Source organism: Rhizobium sp. A22-96 (genome assembly GCF_053521805.1).
Map to the genome: position 1 here is coordinate 215,047 of NZ_JBNWDQ010000001.1, position 21,144 is coordinate 236,190.

At 60.1% G+C, this 21,144-nt stretch carries 18 protein-coding genes; 10 read left to right on the top strand and 8 right to left on the bottom strand.

Annotation, left to right across the window (positions count from 1 at the left end; genetic code table 11):
- Positions 1 to 13: 13 nt before the first annotated feature.
- Complete coding sequence (locus ACQZ6F_RS00940; RefSeq protein WP_449095324.1) at positions 14 to 676, bottom strand: HAD-IA family hydrolase; 663 nt, start codon at positions 674 to 676, stop codon at positions 14 to 16.
- Positions 676 to 1,596 (bottom strand): sugar-binding transcriptional regulator, encoded by a 921-nt coding sequence (locus ACQZ6F_RS00945; protein WP_449095323.1) that lies wholly within the window; start codon positions 1,594 to 1,596, stop codon positions 676 to 678. Before ACQZ6F_RS00945 ends, ACQZ6F_RS00940 begins: the two co-directional genes overlap by 1 nt.
- 229 nt (positions 1,597 to 1,825) lie before the next feature.
- Between ACQZ6F_RS00945 and ACQZ6F_RS00950 the strand changes: the two genes are divergently transcribed.
- From ACQZ6F_RS00950 to ACQZ6F_RS00985, 8 genes are all read left to right on the top strand, one after another.
- Positions 1,826 to 2,767 carry a tagatose-bisphosphate aldolase gene (locus ACQZ6F_RS00950; protein WP_449095322.1) on the top strand — a complete coding sequence of 314 codons (942 nt, stop codon included), beginning with the start codon at positions 1,826 to 1,828 and terminating at the stop codon, positions 2,765 to 2,767.
- Entirely contained in the window at positions 2,760 to 4,172 is a 1,413-nt protein-coding gene (locus tag ACQZ6F_RS00955) for an ROK family protein (protein ID WP_449095321.1), read from the top strand. The genes ACQZ6F_RS00950 and ACQZ6F_RS00955 overlap by 8 nt, the downstream gene beginning before the upstream one ends.
- Before the next feature lie 230 nt (positions 4,173 to 4,402).
- The gene (locus tag ACQZ6F_RS00960; RefSeq protein WP_449095320.1) at positions 4,403 to 5,392 is read left to right on the top strand and encodes an ABC transporter substrate-binding protein; all 990 of its coding nucleotides are present in this window, start codon (positions 4,403 to 4,405) and stop codon (positions 5,390 to 5,392) included.
- A gap of 105 nt (positions 5,393 to 5,497) precedes the next feature.
- Entirely contained in the window at positions 5,498 to 6,562 is a 1,065-nt protein-coding gene (locus ACQZ6F_RS00965) for an ABC transporter permease subunit (RefSeq protein WP_449095319.1), read from the top strand.
- Positions 6,555 to 7,301, top strand: a complete 747-nt coding sequence (locus ACQZ6F_RS00970) for an ATP-binding cassette domain-containing protein (RefSeq protein ID WP_068392439.1) — start codon at positions 6,555 to 6,557, stop codon at positions 7,299 to 7,301. The genes ACQZ6F_RS00965 and ACQZ6F_RS00970 overlap by 8 nt, the downstream gene beginning before the upstream one ends.
- Positions 7,302 to 7,595: 294 nt before the next feature.
- Positions 7,596 to 9,122, top strand: coding sequence for an HAL/PAL/TAL family ammonia-lyase (locus ACQZ6F_RS00975; RefSeq protein ID WP_449095318.1), 1,527 nt, complete (start codon positions 7,596 to 7,598; stop codon positions 9,120 to 9,122).
- Between the two features lie 124 nt (positions 9,123 to 9,246).
- Complete coding sequence (locus tag ACQZ6F_RS00980; protein WP_449095317.1) at positions 9,247 to 10,251, top strand: ornithine cyclodeaminase family protein; 1,005 nt, start codon at positions 9,247 to 9,249, stop codon at positions 10,249 to 10,251.
- Between the two features lie 5 nt (positions 10,252 to 10,256).
- Positions 10,257 to 11,066 (top strand): phosphate/phosphite/phosphonate ABC transporter substrate-binding protein, encoded by an 810-nt coding sequence (locus ACQZ6F_RS00985; RefSeq protein WP_449095316.1) that lies wholly within the window; start codon positions 10,257 to 10,259, stop codon positions 11,064 to 11,066.
- Between the two features lie 85 nt (positions 11,067 to 11,151).
- Here ACQZ6F_RS00985 and ACQZ6F_RS00990 read toward each other — a convergent pair whose 3' ends face one another.
- Positions 11,152 to 12,936, bottom strand: coding sequence for an APC family permease (locus ACQZ6F_RS00990; protein ID WP_077467106.1), 1,785 nt, complete (start codon positions 12,934 to 12,936; stop codon positions 11,152 to 11,154).
- 244 nt (positions 12,937 to 13,180) lie between these two features.
- Here ACQZ6F_RS00990 and ACQZ6F_RS00995 point away from each other — a divergent pair, with 244 nt between their 5' ends.
- Together ACQZ6F_RS00995 and ACQZ6F_RS01000 are read left to right on the top strand one after the other, a co-directional pair.
- Positions 13,181 to 15,550 (top strand): DUF1989 domain-containing protein, encoded by a 2,370-nt coding sequence (locus ACQZ6F_RS00995; protein WP_449095315.1) that lies wholly within the window; start codon positions 13,181 to 13,183, stop codon positions 15,548 to 15,550.
- Between the two features lie 337 nt (positions 15,551 to 15,887).
- Positions 15,888 to 16,211: a hypothetical protein gene (locus ACQZ6F_RS01000; protein WP_449095314.1), complete on the top strand. Its 324-nt coding sequence runs from the start codon at positions 15,888 to 15,890 to the stop codon at positions 16,209 to 16,211.
- A gap of 173 nt (positions 16,212 to 16,384) precedes the next feature.
- Here the strand turns inward: ACQZ6F_RS01000 and ACQZ6F_RS01005 are convergent, their stop codons facing one another.
- The 5 genes from ACQZ6F_RS01005 to ACQZ6F_RS01025 form a co-directional block, all read right to left on the bottom strand.
- Positions 16,385 to 16,984 carry a methyl-accepting chemotaxis protein gene (locus ACQZ6F_RS01005; protein WP_077467103.1) on the bottom strand — a complete coding sequence of 200 codons (600 nt, stop codon included), beginning with the start codon at positions 16,982 to 16,984 and terminating at the stop codon, positions 16,385 to 16,387.
- A 116-nt stretch (positions 16,985 to 17,100) separates the two neighbouring features.
- Positions 17,101 to 18,438: an NAD(P)-binding domain-containing protein gene (locus ACQZ6F_RS01010; protein WP_449095313.1), complete on the bottom strand. Its 1,338-nt coding sequence runs from the start codon at positions 18,436 to 18,438 to the stop codon at positions 17,101 to 17,103.
- 68 nt (positions 18,439 to 18,506) lie between these two features.
- Positions 18,507 to 19,547 carry a heme-dependent oxidative N-demethylase family protein gene (locus tag ACQZ6F_RS01015; RefSeq protein WP_449095312.1) on the bottom strand — a complete coding sequence of 347 codons (1,041 nt, stop codon included), beginning with the start codon at positions 19,545 to 19,547 and terminating at the stop codon, positions 18,507 to 18,509.
- A gap of 29 nt (positions 19,548 to 19,576) precedes the next feature.
- Positions 19,577 to 20,542, bottom strand: a complete 966-nt coding sequence (locus ACQZ6F_RS01020; RefSeq protein WP_077467101.1) for a PDR/VanB family oxidoreductase — start codon at positions 20,540 to 20,542, stop codon at positions 19,577 to 19,579.
- Complete coding sequence (locus ACQZ6F_RS01025) at positions 20,539 to 21,144, bottom strand: dimethylamine monooxygenase subunit DmmA family protein (RefSeq protein ID WP_449095311.1); 606 nt, start codon at positions 21,142 to 21,144, stop codon at positions 20,539 to 20,541. The genes ACQZ6F_RS01020 and ACQZ6F_RS01025 overlap by 4 nt, the downstream gene beginning before the upstream one ends.

A 21,144-nucleotide genomic window follows, 5' to 3' on the forward strand; every position in this document is an offset into this window, starting at 1 on the left:
AGTCCACTACGTCTCAGTCCATCTTTTTGGATAGGCGAAGAGCGCCGTTTGGGCTGACATCCAGCGCCAGATGGTCATAGTTTTCGATGCTCAGATGCGGCGTCGATAGCGGGACACTATGTGTTGCGCTGACGACGAGCACGGAAGCGCCCGATGCGTCGCCTGCCTCGATACCGGCAGGCGCGTCTTCAAAAACAAGACATTCCTCAATGGGTTGACCCAATATGCTCGCAGCCAACACGAAGCAGTCCGGCGCGGGTTTACCGTTCTGCACGTCTTCACCGGCAATGAGGACCGGCGGCCAGGGAAGCCGGGCAGCCTCAAGGCGAACTCTGGCCAGCTCCCGTGGGGCAGATGTGACGATCGCCCAACGATCCCTGGGCAATCGCTTCAGGAAGTCGACAGCGCCGGCAATAGCCTCGACACCAGCGACATCGTCGATCTCGGCCTGAGTGAGAAGCCTTACCTCTTCGGCCGGATCGATCCCCGACAGGCCGAGACGGGTAATGGTCTCAATCGCCTTTCTGCCGTGAACGGTGGCAAGCAGGCTTGCGGCATCGATACCCTGTCGCTCCGCCCATGCCGTCCAGACCCTTTCGGCAACAGCGATGGAATTCAGCACCGTTCCATCCATGTCGAACAGGAAGGCGCCGAAGGAGCGACCGTCGAAGAGCATCACGGTTGTTCCTCGGTTTTCTGGCTGGGTGACAGCCGGTCAAGAATTGCCTGGGCGGTATTGGCGTCGGTAACCAGTGCGTTGATCATTCCTGACCGCGCCGCTCCTATGATGCCGGCTGCCTTGCCGGGGGTGGCCGCAACGGCGATACAGAGAGGCACCCTCCGCAATTGGTCCGGCGAAGCCGCGATCATCCCCTCCTCGCCATCCCAATGCAGGATTTCGCCGGCCTCGGTGACATAGTGGCGAAGCACATCGCCAGCCGCGTGGCTCAGCGCCTTTTCGCCCGGGAGCGCCGCCTCGGATGGGTTTGCGGCATGCGTCAGGCCCACGCCGACAATCGCTGCGTCCAGCCTGTCCCAAAGTGAGGTCACCTGCTGGACTGTCGGATCGGCAAGGAACGCATCTCTAAGCTCAGTCGACGAGATATAGGGCGCGTGCAGGAAATGCGGTGTTCCATTCATCTGCGCGGCTGCCTGGCGAACGAATTCATTGATCTGAAAGTGCAGCGCGGCCTGCGGCATGCCGCCATTGAGGGCAACCGTGACGATGCCGGGCAGCTGCGGCAAGCCAGCCAGCGTCACCTCGCGCACTGCCCTTCCCCAGCCGATGCCGAGCGCTGAGCCCGAATGCAGACCAGCTTGCTGCAGAAGCGAGCCGACCGGCGCGGCAAGCGCGCTCAACACATTGGACGACGGCGTATCGATCACCGCGGCCGCGCGCAGTTTCAACCCATCGATCAGCGCAGCGCTCAGATCCTCCGACGGGAAATGATCGATCACCTCGATTCTGACGATCCCGACGGAACGGGCCCGCTGCAGCAACCGCGAGACCGTGGCCGTCGAGAGGCCCAGCTTCTTCGCAATGTCGACCTGCGACATGTCGGACTGGTAGTGCAGCTTGGCGACCGTGTGCAGCAAAGCACGATTTGCCGCGGCCTCCTGCGACTGAGACGAATTCAGGTTGAAATTCCTTTCTGCAATGTGTTACATCTATCTCACTTGAGGAGTTATCGCTCAAAACAGCCGGTTTCGCAATGTCCATGCGGCGGCGACTGCGCACCCTCAATACCAGAGATTTGCCCTCTCCTGGGAGTGGGGAAGGCAAGCCTGCATCATCGCCGCTTCGCGCGGCCGGAGGAAGGTTCATATGACGAAGTTGACGACAGCGGAAATGCGCGGCTACCAGCAGATTTGCGGCAACGATGGTGCCATGATGGTGATTGCCTGCGACCAGCGCGGCGGCATGCGCAGTTTGCTGGCCAAGGAGCCGGCCGAACAGGCGGCGATCTCCGACAAGGTGTTGGGAGATACCAAGGCCGACATCGCCCGTTTTCTGGCAAGCAAGGCATCCTGCGTATTGGTCGACCCGATCTGCGCGGTGCCGGCACTCGTCGACGATCGCGTTCTCCAGCGTGATACCGCGCTGCTGATCGGCCTCGATGCTTCCGGCTGGGATACGTCTCCCGAGGGCTATCGTCTGTCGAAGCTGGTTCCGGGCATTTCCGCCCGTCGCGTGCGTCAGTTGGGCGCGACCGGCGGCAAGATCATGGTATATCTCCGTTCCGATCGCGAAGAAGCGAATGCTCATAATATCGAGCTTATGCGGACATGCATCGAAGACTTCGCCCGCGAGGACCTGCTGCTCGTCGTCGAGTTCCTGACCTATAAGTTCGACGATGAGGATGAGGCCGAATACAAGGCAAAGATTCCATCTCTGATCGTCGGCGGCAGCAGGATTTGCCTGGATTGCAACGCCAAGGTTCTGAAAATTCCCTATCCAGGTTCATCTGAGGCCTGTGCGGAGGTAACGCGACTGGCTGGCGATGTGCCTTGGGCGGTTCTGTCCGCCGGCGTCGACCATGCAACGTTTCTCTCGCAAGTCGAAGACGCCATGCGCAACGGCGCATCGGGGGTCATTGCCGGGCGCTCACTCTGGAAGGACTGCATTTCGCTTGATCGTAGCGTAACGAAAGATCGACTGGAGACGGTCGCCGTGCCCAGGCTTCGCGAGATCCAGGCAGTCATCGCCACGCATTTCAAGGGCGCGGGCTTGCAGAGCGCTCAAGCCGGAAAACGCGCCAATGGTTGATATCGCCATCGGCGTGGACATTGGCGGCACGAATATTCGCGCCGCTCTCGTCTCCGGTCTTGGCGAGATCCTGACGAAATTATCGGAGCGAACACCAACCGATCCAGAACAAGTACTCGACCGCGTGATCGCCATGTCGCGTCAGCTCGATCGATCGGATGTTCGCGGCATCGGCGTCGGTATCCCCGGCCGGGTCGATATTGCGAGCCGTCAGATCCTGTCCGGCGGCATCGTCAATCTTGCCGGGCTCAACTTTGTGGATCGGCTTGAAGCGGCACTCGGCAAGAGCGTTGTCATCGAGAACGACTGCAGCATGGCACTGATCGCCGAGATGCGGATAGGCGGCGCCAAGGGCTACAAGAACGTTGCCATGCTGACGATCGGAACAGGCATCGGCGGCGCCGTCGCCCATGCCGGCAGCATCTATCACGGCCACAGGGCTGCCGGGCAGCTCGGCCATATCTGCGTGTCACAGGACGGGCCGCCATGCGCTTGCGGCAGGCGCGGCTGCGTCGAAACCTTCAGCTCCGGAACTGCGTTGCGCCGCCATATTGCCGAAGCCGGTTTGGCGGCGGCGACGATCGGCGATGTTTTCGAAATGGCCGGAGGTGGAAATGACACTGCTCGACGCGTGCTGCATCAATGGGCGGTGCCCCTGCGAGCGGCTCTCGACAATATCGCGGCGACGATGGACCCCGAAGTCATCTTGCTCGGAGGCGGCCTCGGCTGTGACGCAGCGCGCGCGCTTGCCGACCTTCCGGCGGTCGCACCTTGGTTCTGCCCGGCCATATTGCCAGCCAAGCTCGCCGACGATGCCGGAGTGATCGGCGCCGGCCTTGCAAACTTCGGCGATGCGTCGGAGCCGGCCGGAAAACATGTCGTGCTGGTCAATGGCGTGCCGGCCTCGGGAAAAAGCCGGCTTGCCAAGGCGCTATCGGAGCGCACCGGCTGGCCGATCCTTTCGCTCGATGGCATCAAAAATCCGTTCCTGCAGCATATTGGCCCCGTCGACCGCGATTTCAATCGAACCCTGGGCAAGGCGAGCTATCAGGCCATCTGGTCCATCATTGCCGACGCCCCGCCCGGCTCGACCTTTATCGTCGATGCCTGGTTCGGCTTTCAGCCGAAGGCACAGCTCGAATCCTATCTTCACGACACAAGGATCGGGAGTATTGCCGAGCTCTGGTGCAAGGTGCCCGGGAGCGTTGCCGGAGAACGTTATGCCGGCCGTCTCAAGGATCGGTTGCCGGGCCATCCCGGCGCCGAATACGTGCCGGAACTGATAGCGCTTGCCGATCGGGCCGAGCCTATGGGGTGCGGCGCGGTGATGACCGTCGACCAGACGAAGGAGCCCGACATGGAAGCCATACTGACCTGGGTTTCGCAAGTGTTCGATCGTCGGTGACAAAACGACTGCCCTGACGAGCGCAATGAGCTCGGACTAATCCTGCATCGCCGAGTGACACAATGTCTCCCGGCGGCTCAAGATGTCGTGCTCAATCGAGAGTTATCAAATAATATCAAATGGATAATTGAAATTCATTGCGGAAAAAAATTACTTGACGTGCGCAACTATCCCACTAATGATCGCTTTACCGGACAGGGGAGGTTCGGCTTCAAGAGGAGGAAAAAATTATGGAGCGCCGCTCATTTCTAAAGGCTTCGGCCGTGGCATCGCTCGCGGCTGGCGTCGCGGCAGTTGCCGGCACCGTTAAAGCAGCAGACAAGAAGTTTACCATTGCCCTCATTCCGGGGCTGACCACCGATGCTTTCTACATCACCATGCGCAAGGGTGCCGAAGCCGCCGCGAAGGCAGTTGGCGCGACGCTCGTGTTTCAGGGCGGCCCCGACTTCAACCCGGTCACGCAGGTGCCGGTGCTTGATGCGGTGATTGCCAAGAAGCCGGATTTCATTCTCATCGCACCGACCGACAAGGATCAGCTGATCCAGCCTCTGAAAAAGGCTGCCGACGCGGGCATCCCGATCATCACCGTCGATACGTTCATCGGCACCGGCGTCTACCAGACCGGCAATGGCGATGCGGATTTCCCGCTGGCTTACATTGCTTCCGATAATCTGCTCGGCGGTGCGATCGCTGCGCGCGCGCTTGCAAAGGCTGTTGGTGAAAAGGGCAAGGTCTACGTTTCCAACGTGAAGCCCGGCGTCTCCACAACGGACCAGCGCGAGCAGGGCTTCAAGGAAGAGATGAAGAAGTATCCGAACATCACCGTTCTGGACACGCAATACAATGATGACGATGCCAACAAGGCCGCGTCTCAGCTTCAGGCCGTCTATGCCCGCAACTCGGATCTCGATGGTGTGTTCGGCGCCAACCTGTTCTCCGCCCTTGGCGCTGCCAACGGCGTGCAGCAGGCCGGCCAGACGGGCAAGATCCGTGTGGTCGCCTTCGATGCACCGACATCGATCGTCGACAACATCAACTCCGGCCTCGTCGATCTGGCGATTGCACAGCATCCGGCGGAAATCGGCTATTTTGGCGTGATGGCGGCCTATGCGCATCTGACCGGGAATTCGATACCGACCGCGATTGGCACCGGCTTCACTGTTATCGACAAGTCGAATGTCGGCGACAAGAAAGTCGCGAAGTTCATCTACTCCGATTAATCGGATGCAGCCTGTGCCTCGCTGATGAGCGAGGCACACTTCCAACGATGATAGAGCGAACGGCGCCGCATTCGTTGCGCCATCAGGCTCCAGTTTGGACCGATCATGACAATTGACAATCTAGAGGTCCGCAAGGCGGATCAACATGTGGCGCCTCAGGCGGACCACGGCGATCAGGCAAAGACCATCCTTGGCCGCGTCGCGCAATTGCGCGCCTGGCTTTTCCTTGCCGCGCTGATCGTGACTTTCGAAATATGGGCGCAGATCGATTTCGGCGGCACATTTGTCGGATCGAGCTTCAACTGGCAATCCGTCGCAATCTTCGCGGTGGCGCCGTTGCTGCTGGCGGTCGGGCAAACCTTCGTCATCATCTCAGGTGGCATCGACCTGTCGACCGGCTTCATCATGGGACTTGCGGCCGTTGTCGCCGCGCATGTCGCCAGTATTTCCGGTCTCTACATGCCCCTTCCGATCGCGATGGTGCTCGGCATCCTCGTTGCCATGCTGGCTGCTGCCGTGCCGGGATTCATCAATGGTCTTTTGATCTCCCGCCTCAAGGTTCCGCCGTTCATCGGGACGCTCGGCATGTTCGGCGTGGCCCGCGGAACGGCCTTCCTGCTTGCCGGCGGCACGACGGTGCCGGTCAAGAACTCCTATTTTGCCGAGCTTGGCAACGGACGCTTCTTTGGCGTGCCCTATCTCGTCATCGTAACGCTCGTCTTCGTGTTGATCATGCATTATCTTTTGAGCCAGACACGTTTCGGCCAGCACAATTATGCGATCGGCGCCAATGCGCAGGCTGCGCGCCGCGCCGGTATCGACATCAAGTCTCACCTGTTGCGGCTCTATATGCTGTCTGCCGTTTGCGCCGGCCTTGGTGGCGCGCTCTACGCCGCTCGCTTTACTGCCGGTGCGGCGCAGGCGGGTGAACCGCTGCTGCTCGATAGCGTGGCCGCCGTAGTCATCGGCGGAGCGAGCCTCTTCGGCGGCTCAGGAACGATCATCGGGACTGTCGCCGGAGCGCTTGTCATCGCCGTCATTCAATATGGCCTCGTCTTCATGAACGTCGAGCCGTTCTGGCAGTTCATCGCCGTCGGCGTCGTCATCATCATTTCGGTGCTCATCGACCAGGCGCAGCGCCGGTTCAGCGGAGCGAAACAGGATGAATAGCGCAACTCCCCTCCTCGAAGTCCGTAATCTCTCGCGCTATTTCGGTGCCGTGCGTGCGCTGGACGATTGCTCGCTTGTTGTCCGTCCCGGCGAAGTCGTCGCCCTCGCCGGTGACAACGGCGCCGGCAAGACCACGATGATCAAGGCGATTTCCGGTGTCTACCCGCCGACATCGGGCGAAATCCTGATCGAAGGCAAGCCCGTAACCTTTTCTTCGCCACAGGATGCGCGCGAAAAGGGAATAGAGACGATCTATCAGGACCTTGCTCTCGCCGACAACCTGACCATCGGCGCCAATATCTTCCTGGGTCGCGAGCCGATGAAGAAGCTGTTCGGCTTCCTGCCGGTTCTCGATCGTAAGGCGATGGCGGAAGCGGCGCGCAAGACGATGGCGGAGCTCGACTTCCATGTGAAGAGGCTCGACGCTCCGGTCAGCAACTTCTCGGGCGGCCAGCGTCAGGCCGTCGCCATCGGCCGTGCCGTCTATTGGAATGCCCGCATCCTGGTCATGGACGAGCCGACGGCGGCGCTCGGTGTGCCCGAGCAGCGCAAGGTCGTGGCCCTGATCAAGTCGTTGAAGGCACAGGGGCGCGGGGTCATCTTCATCTCGCACAATCTGCAGGATATTTTCGCAGTCTCGGATCGCATCGTCGTCCTCCGGCGCGGCATCGTTGCCGGCGAGCGAAACATCGCCGACACCAATCATGAGGAAGTCGTCAAGCTCATGATTGGTGGCTGACACCGGCGACGATCAAAGGTTTGCTCAAAATAAAGCGGCGATAGCGGATCATGGCTATCGCCGCTTTTTTTGCGTTTAGGTCCCGGGAAGGGGCGGCAGGGTCTGCTTGGCTTTTTCTCTACTCGGGCGATTTCGCCGTAATGAGATAGCAGTGTTCTTCAATCGATATGACTGTTGCAGCCCCTGTGCCGTGATATGCGTGATGCCTACCTATTCTGGCGGCAGAGATCGGCTGGAAGAACGCAGCGGCGAAGATTGCGGCAAAGCGATCGCGTGTCTTGGAGGCAAGCAGGAATGAGCAAGGCGGGCAACATTGTATCCTTCACTGGAGCAGCCCCAACGGTGAGCGATATCGCCGCGATCGCCCGACGCCACGCCCGGATCGAGATTTCACCGGAAGTCGAAGGAAAGATCGTCGCTGCCCGCGCTGTCGTGGAACGCTATTTGGCCGATGACAAGCCAGTCTATGGTTTGACGACTGCGCTGGGCGCAGGTGTCGACACCAAGCTTGGTTCGGACGATCTGGTCGCGTTTCAGATGCGTGTCCCGCAGGCGCGCGCGGTCGGCGTCGGTGCAGCGCTGCCGCGCGACGTTGTGCGGGCGATGATGGCGGCGCGTGTCGCCGGCATGGCAGCTGGCGGTTCCGGCGTGTCGCTGCCGGTATTCTCAGGTTTGGTGGCGGCGCTGAATGCCGGCTTTCATCCTGTCGTACCGTCACTCGGGTCGATCGGCGCCGCCGATCTTGCACCGCTTGCGCATATGGGGCGAGCTTTGCTGGGGGATGGCGAGGCCGAAGTGGGCGGCGCTGTGACGGCGGCGGCAGACGCGCTTGAAAAGGCAGGTTTGAAGCCGCTGCCGATCGGGCCGAAGGACGGCCACGTTCTTGTGGTGGCAAACAGCCTGTCGGTCGGCAAGGCCTGTCTTTGTCTGGAAGATGTCGAGCGGCTGTTCGACTGGTCGCTCGCGGCAATCGCGCTGAATTTCGAGGCCTTCCGCGCCAACGTATCCGCTTTTGACGACCGCGCATTGGCGGCAAGACCGGCCTTCGGCCAGGGCGACGCCGCAAGCAGGCTCCGTGACCTGCTTTCCGGAAGCTCGCTGTTGGCCGAGGGAGCAGCCCGGCGATTGCAGGACCCACTGAGTTACCGTTGCACGCCACAGGTCTGGGGCGCCCTCTACCACGCGATGGCCGAGGCGCGGGCGATAACAGAGATCGAAATCGCCAGCTCCGGCGACAATCCCGTCGTGCTCGCCGATGAAGGCCTCATTCTCTCGCACGGCAATTTCGACATGACGGCATTCGTGCTGGCCTGGGAACGCCTCGGCCAGGCGCTGGCGCATTGCGCGGCGGCGACCGCCTATCGCACCATGAAGATCATGTCGGCTGCCATGTCCGAACTGCCGCGGTTTCTCACGCCACTTGGCCAGAGCCGAAGTGGCTTTGCGACGGTGCAAAAAACCGTCTCGGCACTCGAAGCCGAGATACGGCATTTCGCGGCGCCGATCTCGCTCACGCCCATTCCCGTTGCCGATGGTATCGAGGATCAGGCATCGATGGCGCCGAGCGTTCTAACGAAGACCGAGGCGATCATTGAGCGGCTGCGCTATCTCGTTGCCATCGAACTCGTCGCATCGGCGCAGGCCGTTGAGCTTCGCGGCGTGCAGGGCGAGCTTGGCACGGGTACGGAGCAGGCCTATCGGCGGGTTCGCGCCCTCGTACAGCCGCTCGAGGAGGACCGTGCCCAAGGGGCGGATTTCCAGAGACTATCGGAATTCATAGGGAACACTTCCTGGAGCAGCGAGCCCAACCATCATTCATGACGAGATCGGGGACGGCTGGGCCGAGAGCCCATCGCCGTATTCGACTGAATACTTTCCGGCAGGCCGCATGTGGCCTGCACCCAACGAGAAACCGGCTCAGCCGGGACAGGCCTGGAGAATGGCAATGCAGGAAATCTGGATCGACTATCTGAATGCCCTTGATGCGAAGGCATTGGCACTTTCAAACGATGAAATTCTCGACGCGGTGACCAAGGCGCTCGATGCCCAGGGACGTGGCGAGACGGTGATCGAGCCTCGCGTCCATCTTGTGCCAGAAAGCTCGGACAAGGGGCATTTCAATGTGTTGCGCGGTTATGTGAAACCATTGGATTATGCCGGCGTCAAAGTGGTTGGCGATTTCGTCGACAACTACAAGCAGGGTCTGCCCTCGGAACTCGCCGTGCTCAACCTGTTTGATCCCCACACCGGCGTACCGAAGGCAATTGTCGACGCGACTGCCATCACCGACATGCGCACCGGCGCCGTCACCGCCATCGGCGCCCGCCATCTTGCCCGCAAGGACAGCAAGATACTCGGCCATATCGGCGCGCGCGGCACGTCCTATTGGAATGTCCGCTTGCTCGACCACATTTTCGATTTCGACGAAATCCGCGTACATTCGCGCCGCCCGGAAAGCCGCGATGCCTTCGCCGCACGGCTGGAGAAGGACCTCGGCAAGAAGATCATCGTCACCGACAATTGGGAAGACTGCCTCAAGGGTGCGGATATCATGATCGAGGCCAGCCGTCTGCCGGAGCCGACGCCGCTGTTCAAGACCGCCTGGGTCAAGAAAGGTGCCTTCGTCGTTCCCTATGGCACGATGAGTGCGCTCGAGTTCGATCTCACCGACATCATGGACAAGGTCGTGGTTGACGATTGGGGTCAGTGCGGTCCCGGCCGGCCGTTCGGCGCGCTGCGCCGCCATGTGGATGAAGGCAAGGTGACGGCTGAAACGCTGCATGCCGAGATCGGCCAGATCGTCTGCGGCGCCAAGCCCGGCCGCGAAAGCGACGGTGAGACCATCCTCTTCTGGCATCGCGGGCTCAGTACCACGGACGTGGCGTTGGGCGCTGCCATGGTGGAGAAGGCAAAGCGGATGAATATCGGCCAACGTCTTCGTTTCGCATGACCGCCATGACGACGCCCGCCATCGCCTGCTCACGAATGTACAATCTCAGCCCGAAAATATCGGGGCATTGGGATCGCCTCTTTCATTGGCTTTCCGGCCAATCGGGTGTCGATCTCGAGGTCATTCCCCATGCGGCGCCCGCGCCGCTTTCGGAGCTATGGGCGCGGCCGGACATGGGCGCCGTCTTCATGTGCGGCTTTCCGTTTTCTGGGTTGGCAGCCGATGAGCGTCCGGTGCCGTTGGCTGCACCCGTATCCCTCGCGGACTGGGCAAGCGGACAGCCAGTCTATGCAAGCCATATCGTGGCTGCCCACGACAGGCCACTTGCTGCGGCCGATCTTTCGATGGTGCGCTGGGGCTGGACCGTGCGGGATTCGCAGTCTGGCTATAATGCCCCGCGGGAGTTCGCTGCCGAGCTTGCCAACGGTCGTTCGGTGCGCAAGACCGTCGGCCCCCTCCTCAATCCACGCGGCGTGGTCGAGGCGATCCGTACAGGTGCGATCGATGTCGGCGCTATCGACGCCTATGCCTGTCAGCTGATGGAGATGCATGAACCGGAGATGATCGCGCCGCTGCGTGTGGTCGGAACGACAAGGCCTGCGCCCTTCCCGCTTCTCGTTGCGGCCAGAGGGCAGCCTGCCGAAATGATCACGGCGCTGAAGGGCGCGCTTTTGAGCATGCATCAGGATCCTAGCGGACGCGATATCCTGGGCTCGCTTGGCCTAGCGGCCTTTGCCGAGCCAGATCTGGCTGCCTATGATCAACTTCCGGCCAGAGCCAGGGCTGTTGATCATGCTCTTGGAGGGGCATGGTAAGCCCGCCTCTTTCCGCACACCATAAAAACAATCCCCGCCCGGCAGCGCCGCGGCGGGGATTGTCGTTTCACATGCCTGGGCTTCTTTAGGCCGGCAATTGGAAAGCCCAGTTGCCGATCAGCACGATGGCGAGGCCACCCAGCAGAGCAACATAGGGCAGAATTCCGGCTTTCTTCACGCCGAGATCCTGACCGACAAGACCGAGATCATCCATGGCGCCTGCCGGGAACTTGCCGCCGTCGCGTACATAATGCCTGTAGGCGAAGACGGGCAGGATCAATGCGGCGAAGGCAAAACCGATCCAGAGCGCATTCGCATAGCCCCAGACCTTGGCACCGGCACCGAGGAAAAGCGCATTGACGAAGGCGAGGATGGTGTTGAGGCCGATGAGCCAGGTGGGCGCTTTCCAGGGGCGCTCGACATGACCGGAATCCATGCGGTGGATCCATCCCGAATTGAGGTTCAGGAAGTTGAAGATGATGTATCCGACATTGGAAACGGCGAGTACGAAGAAATAGCCGCTGGTGTCCGAAGCGATTGCGAGCAGGCAGAGGTTGAAGGCGAAGTCCGTCCACATCGCCCTGGTGGGCGCGCCGTTCTCGTTCACATGGTCGAGATATTTTGGCAGCCAGCCGTCCTTCGAGCCCTGGTAGAGGGTGCGCGAAGAGCCGGCCATGGCGGTCATGATCGCAAGGAATAGCGCCATGATCATCAATATGACGAGCAACTGTGTGACGATGCGGCCGGCACCGATCAGGCCTCCCAGCGCTTCTGCGACTCCGGTGCCGTCGACAATGCCGGGTGCCAGCATGCCGGCATGTCCAAGCACGCCCTGGAACGCGAAGGGCACGAGGAAGAAGAAGACGCAGCAGGCAAGGCCGGAATAGAAGATCGCCTTGAACGTATCCGTCTTCGGATTTTTGAGCTCACGGGTATAGCAAACTGCGGTTTCGAAGCCGTAGGTCGACCATGCCGCGATATAGAGGCCGCCGAGGAAGAGCGTCCAGCCACCATTGCTCCAGGTGCCATCCGTTCCTGCATAGGCCGCGGTGGGCGGTACAAGGCCGGTAACGTTGGAGGCGATGATCTGGCCGCTGACGATCGGATAGAGACCGATGATGAGCAACGGCACGAGAACGATAATCGCCAGCCATTTCTGCACGCTCGCCGTCTCGGAGATACCGCGATGCTGGATCGCGAAGATGATCAGCATCAGGATACCGCCGATGAAGAAGGTGGCATTGATGTTGGCGGTCGCGAGGAAGGGAATGGTGAAGCTGATGACGGACCAGTTGCGGATAGCGGGTGTTAGTGCCGCCACGCCATCGGCACTGAGCAATGCGGTCACGGCATCTTGCGGCGATGTGCCGGCGTGAGCCGCGATATATTCGGCAACCCGGGGGCTATCGGCCGCAATGGACGTTGCATGCGCGCTGATCCAGCTGAGCACGGCCTGCGAATCCGCGGCGGGAATCGGGTAGAAGGCATTAAGGATATAGCCGGCAGCGATGGCGCAGCCGAGCGATAGCACCGGCGACCAGGCAAACCAGTTGCACCAGACCGAAAGCGGCGCGATGAACTTCGAATAGCGTAACCAGGCGGTCGCACCGTAAACCGAGGCGCCGCCCGACTTGTTGGCAAACATGCCGGCGATTTCAGCGTAGGTGAACGACTGCAGAAACCCCATGATCATCGAGATGATCCAGACGACGAAGGCGAGCTTGCCTGTCGTACCGGCGATACCGCCGATGGAGAATAGAACAAGCGGCGGCACGCCCGCAGCCACCCAGAACGCGCCCTTCCAATCGAGCGCGCGTATAAGCTTACCTTCCGTGCCGGCGGAAACGCCGGCCTCCACAACATCTGTCATTGGTGAAATTCCCCATCTTTGTTCCGGACGTATCTCTCGTACGTCTCCCTGAACGTGCCTCCCATGGCATTTCAGGCTTGCTGGAGGTTTTCGCGAGCCGCGTCTATGCGCGGATTTCCAGTGGCAAGCCCTTTATGCATAGTGAAGATATTTTCTTTTTAGTCAACATCACTTTACTTTCCCACGGCATTTTGTCAGCATGAATCCGGTGCCTTGACGCACCTCGTTTTCCCGAGAGGGCCATATGCGAGAACTCCATCCGTCGATCGCCGGAGTGCGGCCTGTTTCGGCGAGTATTGTCCGTTATCCGGGCATCCCTACATTGCCGCACGATACGGAACGCTATCGCTGCAAGGGCGGCGGAACGCTCGTTTTGCGTGTCGAGGCGGGTGACAAGGTCACGCTCACTGACAGCGAAGGCGGCCAGGCTTGCGAACTCTCCTTTCTCGATGAGAAAGGCCGGTTTCAATCCGCCGGATTGGGAACCGCCTTCACTTGTACCGCGGAAGGACTGAAGTCCATTCTGTCCTCCGATGAGGAGAGCGCGTCGCGTGTGCGCACCGCGCTGCAACGACGCGGCGCCGATCTCGCCTCGGCCGGCGCTCTCAGAATCTTCGGCGAAACTTCATCGCCCGGCAGCGCGGCTGAATTCACCATTGCTCTCAAGGGCCTGTTGATTGCCTGCGCTCCGGGCGCGGCCATGTCGCCGGAAGCACAGGATACGGCGACACCGATAGAAGTCCGGATACGCCGCACCGCGATCATCCGCGACTATGCTTCCGCCCTGCCCGAACCGCTAGCCGACCCCATCGAGGATATCCGCATCAAGGCGGCCACGGCCTCGGCCTATTTCGTGCGTGCCGGCGAATTCATCCAGATCATCGATGTCTACGGCCGGCAATGCACCGACTTTCAGGCATTCTCTGCCCGCAAGGTGGACAAGGGGCTCGATCTCGCGCTTGATTCCACCGTCACGCGCACCCTGCTCAGCCGCAGCTATCCGACACCCGGCCTGCCCTCCAAGGCCTTCGATCGGGATTTCGAGCCGCTGGTGGAAATCGTCCAGGACACGGTCGGCCGCCACGACGCTTTCGCCACGGCCTGCAATTCGCGCTATTACGACGATATGGGCTATCCGGGCCATGTGAATTGCACGGACAATTTCAATGCGGCGCTCGCACCCTACGGCGTCCCCGCGCGCAAGGGCTGGGAAGCGCTGAACTACTTCTACAACACCAATATCGACCACAATAATCAGCTCTATCTCGACGAACCCTGGTCGCGGCCGGGTGACTATGTGCTGATGCGGGCGTTGACCGATCTTGTCTGCGTCTCCTCATCTTGTCCCGACGATATCGACGCGGCCAATGGCTGGGACCCGACCGACATTCATGTCCGCACCTTTTCCGGCAAAGAGAAATTCACAAGAGCGGTAGCCTATCGCATGACCCCTGACGCTGACGCCGAACTCACGCGGGAAACCGCATTCCACCCCCGCCTCTCCGCATTGACGCGGGACTACACCGAATATCGCGGCTTCTGGCTGCCGAACCGCTTCTCTTCGGAGGGACCGGTCGAGGAATATTGGGCCTGCCGCGAAAGGGCCGTGGTCATCGACCTCTCGCCGCTGCGCAAATTCGAGGTGACGGGACCGGATGCGGAAGAGCTGCTGCAATATTGCCTGACCCGCGATGTCCGCAAGCTGTCGACCGGCCAGGTCGTCTATTCCGCCATGTGCTACGAAAATGGCGGCATGATCGACGATGGGACGCTCTTCCGCCTCGGCGACAAGAATTTCCGCTGGATCGGCGGCGATGACTACAGCGGTATCTGGTTGCGCGAGCAGGCGGAGAAGAAAGGCTTCAAAGCCTGGGTCCGCTCGTCCACGGATCAGATGCACAATATCGCGCTGCAAGGTCCGAAAAGCCGCGATATTCTGAAGGAGATCATCTGGACGGCGCCGCGCCAGCCGACCATCGGCGAACTCGAATGGTTCCGTTTTGCAGTGGGCCGCATCGGCCATTTCGAAGGCGCACCAGTCGTTGTCTCCCGTACCGGCTATACCGGCGAACTCGGCTATGAAATCTTCTGTCACCCGAAGGATGCAGCAACCGTCTTTGATGCCGTCTGGAAAGCCGGCGAGCCCTATGGCTTGAAGCCCATGGGTCTGGAGGCGCTCGACATGGTGCGAATCGAGGCGGGCCTGATCTTCGCCCATCATGAATTCACCGATCAGACCGATCCTTTCGAGGCCGGTATCGGCTTCACCGTGCCGTTGAAGTCCAAGCAGGATGATTTCATCGGCCGTGAGGCGCTGATCCGACGAAAGGAAAACCCGCGTCATCTGATGGTCGGGCTCGATATCGAGGCCAATGAAGCGGTGGGGCATGGCGACTGCATCCATATCGGCCGCGCCCAGGTCGGCGTGATCACCAGCGCGACCCGATCGCCGATCCTCGGCAAGACGATTGCGCTTGCCCGTGTCGATGTCCTGCATGCCGGTGTCGGCACCAAAGTCGAGATCGGTAAGCTCGACGGCCATCAGAAGCGGCTTCCGGCCGTAATAGTGCCGCTGTCTCACTACGATCCGCAGAAGACGCGGCCTCGCTCCTAGAGTCTTTCCGGCTCTCGCACCTTAAGGGCAACGCTAGTGGCCAATTATCTGGCTCGACATCATATCGCTAGCGGGCGAGTGTGATCTCATACGCCGCCCACTCCAGGTGTTGTCGTCCCATTCACCGACGGCGACGGACGGTAAGCGACTCCCAGCGCAAATAAGCTTATCGCGCCGCATGTCGCAGTTTTCGCGCAGTGATATTCCGTTCTGTCTGTGAGGTTCCGCACATATCGTTGAGGCAGCGACCTTCATTATGCGGCTGTCTTCAGGCGAGGAGGACACTGGGCTCCTTCGCGCAGGACATGGATACGATATTCAACAGGAGGAGCTGAAAATGGCAGTCGTCAATATACCACCAGATGGGCATATATATTCGCTGGGGAGAGTACCCGGAATTTTGCACGTCTATAACCGTGGTCCAAATGCATCGACGTACAATCTGACGATAGTCAACGTCAACAATTGGCAAAATGTCCATCTTCAAACAGGACATACAAATTCCTATGCCGCCAATGGCAATGCAACCTACATTCAGAACCTGAATGGCAGTGGAACCCTGCAGTGCCTATGGGTCGCGTTGGCGGACGAACTTACTCCCCAGCAGGCGGGTCTGGAGCAGGCGAAGAGCATGCCAGGTGTTTCAGGTCATCATAAGTAGCGTCCGACCGCGTCGACTGGGCGTGGCCGTGATTTTCGAACCATGAGCCACCTCCGCCCGTCCTCCTTGAAGGTTATCGCAAAGCAACCCGGCTCTGCCGGGGAGCTGCGACCAGACTCCTTTACTCATGCATTATTGGAAGTTGAGTTGCACCGAAATTGCGGAAGAACCGCCTAATCTGCCTTGCGCTGCGCATTGGAGATCGCCCGTGCCGCCTCTTCGGAAGAATTGGCAAGCGTGCGCATTTCTGCCGCCAGCACTGCAAAGCCCGACCCTGCTGTTCCGGCTCTTGCGGCCTCGATGCCGGCATTGACTGCGAGCAGTTTCAGGTAACGCAGCGACTGCAGGATTTCGTTGGTCTTGGAGGCCGTGACCCGCATGCCCGAGGTCTGTTCGTCGATGCGCTGGTAGAGCGACTCGATGTTGATGATGCTGCCCTCGAGATAGAGCAATTCTCCTGTCTCGTCCCAGACGCCGCCGCCCGTCTCCGTCACCCAGACGAGATGGCCGTCGCGATGGCGGATGCGATATTCCATCGTCCAGTCGGTACGGCTCTCCAGCGCCCTGCCGACAACCTCGTCCATGAGTGGAACATCCTCCTCGAACATAATGGAGGTGAAGGTGCGCGTGCGATTGCCGACGATCTCATCGACAGGATAACCGAAGATGCGTTCGACGCCGTCGGTCATCTCTAGCATCGTATAATTCTCGTCAGCACGACAACGATAGAGAAAGCCGCTCATGCGGCTCAGTACGCTGCTTTGAAAATCCATGAAGGCGGTATCCGAAGAAAAAGTTGCTGATCAAATTGCTTCGTCTCAACTCAAACAGAGCCGGCAGGGATCGGCTTCAGCCTCCCCTGCCGGCTTACGCAAAAATGTGCGCCACATCAGTTGCGCAGATATTCTTCCATCGAGTCATCAAGCGCTTCGACCCATGGCGTATGATGTTTCGGCGACATATTACCGGTCATCAGAGAGCGATAGGCATGGTCACGGAAGCCCATGATGTTCTCGGCTTTGTGGTGCTCCCATTCCATGAAGGTCTTGTTCGTGCCTTCGATATCGAAGCTTGGATAGTCGGTCTCGGCGAGCAGTTCCTTCACATAGTCGCCCTGGTACCAGATCATCTGCTCGGCATCTTCAAGCGTTTCCTCGCGGGCGCGCCACTTGTCGAAGTTGGCCTGCAACTCCTCTTCCGGCGGCAGCTTGATGCGGCCCATCATGACATCGCGTGCCCACCAGGCTTGCACGTCGAACATGTTGAAGGTGTAGAACTGGTCCTGCATGCCGATGTAGAAGAGCTGCGGATTGCCGTCGAAGACTACGCCCTTGTAGAGATGATCGGCCCACAGCCGGTTTGCGGTTTTCAGCCGAAGCTCGTCCGGCAGGAATGGAAAATGATGCTGGTAGCCGGTGCAGAGGATCAGCGCATCGACTTCCTTGGATGAGCCGTCGAGGAAGTGCGCTGTCTTGTTTTCCAGCCGGGTGAGCAGCGGCCGCTCTTCGAAATTCGATGGCCATTTGAAGCCCATTGGCTTGGAGCGATAGCTGGTCGTCACCGATTTCGCGCCGTACTTCCAGCATTGCGAACCGATATCTTCGGCCGAATAGCTGCGGCCGACGAGCAAGACGTCCTTACCCTTGAATTCCAGTGCGTCGCGGAAATCATGGGCGTGCAGGACGCGGCCATTGAAGGTTTTCACCCCTTCGAAATAGGGAACGTTCGGCGTCGAGAAGTGGCCGCTGGCGACCACGACATAGTCGAACTCCTCATCATACATGCGGTCCTGGGCGCGGTCATGCGCCGTCACGGTGAATTTCTTCGTTTCCTCGTCGAAGCGCACCATGCGCACCGGCGTGCTGAAACGAACCCACTTGCGCACATCAGCCTTGTCGACACGACCCTTGATATAATCCCAAAGCACGGCGCGTGGCGGATAGGATGCGATCGGCTTGCCAAAATGCTCCTCGAATGAATAGTCAGCAAATTCAAGGCATTCTTTCGGTCCGTTCGACCAGAGGTATCGATACATGCTGCCGTGGACAGGCTCGCCATATTCGTCGAGGCCGGTGCGCCAGGTGTAGTTCCAAAGCCCGCCCCAATCGGACTGCTTCTCGTAGCAGACCACTTCCGGAATCTCGGCGCCCTTCTGCGCTGCCGATTGGAAGGCCCGCAACTGAGCCAGTCCCGAGGGCCCGGCACCGATAACGGCAACTCTTGTCATGAAGCATTCCCCTTCTCGATTGTATCGAAATTCTTATCGCATGCGGTCGTCTTGGCGCGTCGTTGGCGTCAATCCGGGAAGGTGCCGGCGCTGGTTGCTGCCCCGTCATCATATTTTGAAAGCCAGTCGATCGTCATCTCGCGGAAACGCGTCAGGCCCTTATAGTCAATGAGCTCCGGCGGCAGGGTGCGCAGCACGCGCGGAAAGCGGCGCGCCCATTTCGGCACGGTCACCAGCTCGTCCATGTTCATCAGATAGCAGCGGATAACGAAGAGGATGGCGTTCGAGCGCGGCAGGCGCCACAGGCTCTGCAATTCCACGCGCAAATGCACCTTCTCGCCGACATTGTCAGGCGTCACCGTGGTGCGGTCGGGACCCCACTTCGGATAGTTCTCAGGGCTGGTGTCGAGACGTGGATTGATCGTCATCGTCCAGTTGAAGCGGCGCGTCGGCTTGCCCTGCTGCAGGTTCAACAGGAACTTCAACGCACGGTCGAAGACGCCGATCTGGTGTGCGAGCGGCACCGGGCCGTGCCATTCCATGAAATTCATGCCGATGTCGAAGTCGAGCGACCAATCGGCCTGGGTCGTCACCATGCCGGCATCCATCCAGAGATTGCCGTCGCGCTGGTCTACGATGCAAAAATCGCCCTGCGCCTGGCGGGTGATGTATTCGAAGGGTTCATAGGGCAGCGTCGATGCATCGCCGAAGGTAAAGGTGTCATCGATACCGAGCGGCCGGTTGATCCAGCGCCATTGATCGCCGTTCTTGGTGAGCGTGAAGTGCTCGGGATAGCCGGCTGCCTGCTCTTCCATCAGCAATTCCAGCGTATCCCATTGCGCGGACATCATGTGCGGCAGCGCCTGATAGCGCAGCGGATCTTCCTTTAATACCAGCGCCCGGTCGCGCATCTCGGCGACATAATGCTCGTCGACGTCGATCAGGCTTTCGTAGACGGTGTTCTTCTGCCCCTTCACATGCGGTTCCATATTGACGGAATACATGTATTCGTCTCGATCGAAGGGGAACGGAAAGCGCCGGATGTTTTCCGGACTGTTGCGATAGCTGAAATCGTCCCGGAACGTTTCGTGCTTGAAAGCGATTGCCATGTCCGTTCTCCTGGGTATCGGCGGGATGCCTAAAGGTCGAGATGCAGTGCGCTTCCCTCGAAACGGGAAACGCAGATCATCACCTTTCGGCCGGAAGCCTTTTCTTCGTCGGTCAGATAGACGTCATTGTGCAGAAGCTTGCCGTCGCAGGCGGCAACGCTAGTCTCGCATTGTCCGCAGGCGCCGCCGCGACAGAGAAATGGCGCGTCGACGCCGGCGGCTTCGATCGCCTCCAGCATGCTCTCGTGATGGCCGACATGCACAGTCTTGCCGGAGCGTGTCAGCTCGATCGAGAAAGGCTTGCCCGGCTGCGAGGATAGAAAGCGCTCGGAGTGCAGGTTCTGCTCTGGCCAACCGGCCTCGATGCCCGTTTTCAGCACACCGTCGATCATGCCCGACGGGCCGCAGACATAGAGATGCGTGCCGAGCGGTTGGCTTTCGAGAAGGCGGGCGACGGGGATGAAATTACGGTCGGCATCGCAATAGATCTTCACCCGCTGCGCCCCGTATTGCTCGACCAGCTCGCGGCAATAAGCGCCGCGATCCAGCGAGCGTACGGCATAATGCAGCTCGAAATTGGCGCCCTCGCGGGTAAACTGCTGCATCATTGCAATGAAGGGCGTGATGCCGATGCCGCCGGCGATGAGTAGGTGCTTGCGGCCGCGCCAATCCGGCTGAAAGAGATTGACGGGATAGCTGACTTTGAGTTGGTCACCTTCGCGCACTTTCTCATGCATAAAGGCCGAACCGCCACGCGAATCCTCGACGCGCAGCACGCTGATCTCATAGGCCGAGCAATCATGCGGCGGCGACATCAGCGAATAGGCATTGCGGCGCATATGCCCTTCGTCATTCATCGAAACGATCACATGGGCGCCGCCGGAGAAATAAGGCATCGGCTTGCCGTCGAGACGCTCGAAGCGGAAGCGTTTGATGCGCTCGGCAATGGGAGTGACCTTCGCAACGCGGACCGGGATTTCCGTACCACCGCTCATAGGAACAACTCCTCTGGATCGGGCGCGCTGCCGGGCTCTTCCGCGTCGATATTGACGCCCTGGAAAGCGCCGAGGCGGCGCGAATAGTGATCGCGCACCAGAAGCGGAAGCCCGCAATGGCTGCAGCTGAACGGACTATGGGTGACATCCTCGGTGATGCCCTTGCAGTGGACGCATTGGACGCGGCGCGCCAGCGAGCCGCGATGCTCCGAGATGATCGAGGCGTGGTCCATGCCGTAGTCGAGCGCCACCATCATCGCCTGGCCGATGAAGCCTTCCGTGCCGGCAATATAAAGACGCGTCCCCATATGGGCTGATGCAAGCGACCCTTTCAGACGAAAGAGCAGCGTTGCAATGGTCGGCGCGGTGAAGAACATGTCGGCGCCGAGCCCGCGCAGGGTGTCGTCATGACCCTTGCCCTGTGAGCCGCGCGCGACATAGAGGATTTCGCTGCGCGACAGGATCGTGTCGTCAAGCGCGGGCTCGTGATCGAGAAGGGCGTTGGCGCCCTCCCCTTCGAGAACGAAGAGGTGCCGACGAGCATGCGGCTGGATTGCGAGACCACGGTAAACCGGTCGGCTCTTGATGCCTTCGACAAGCAT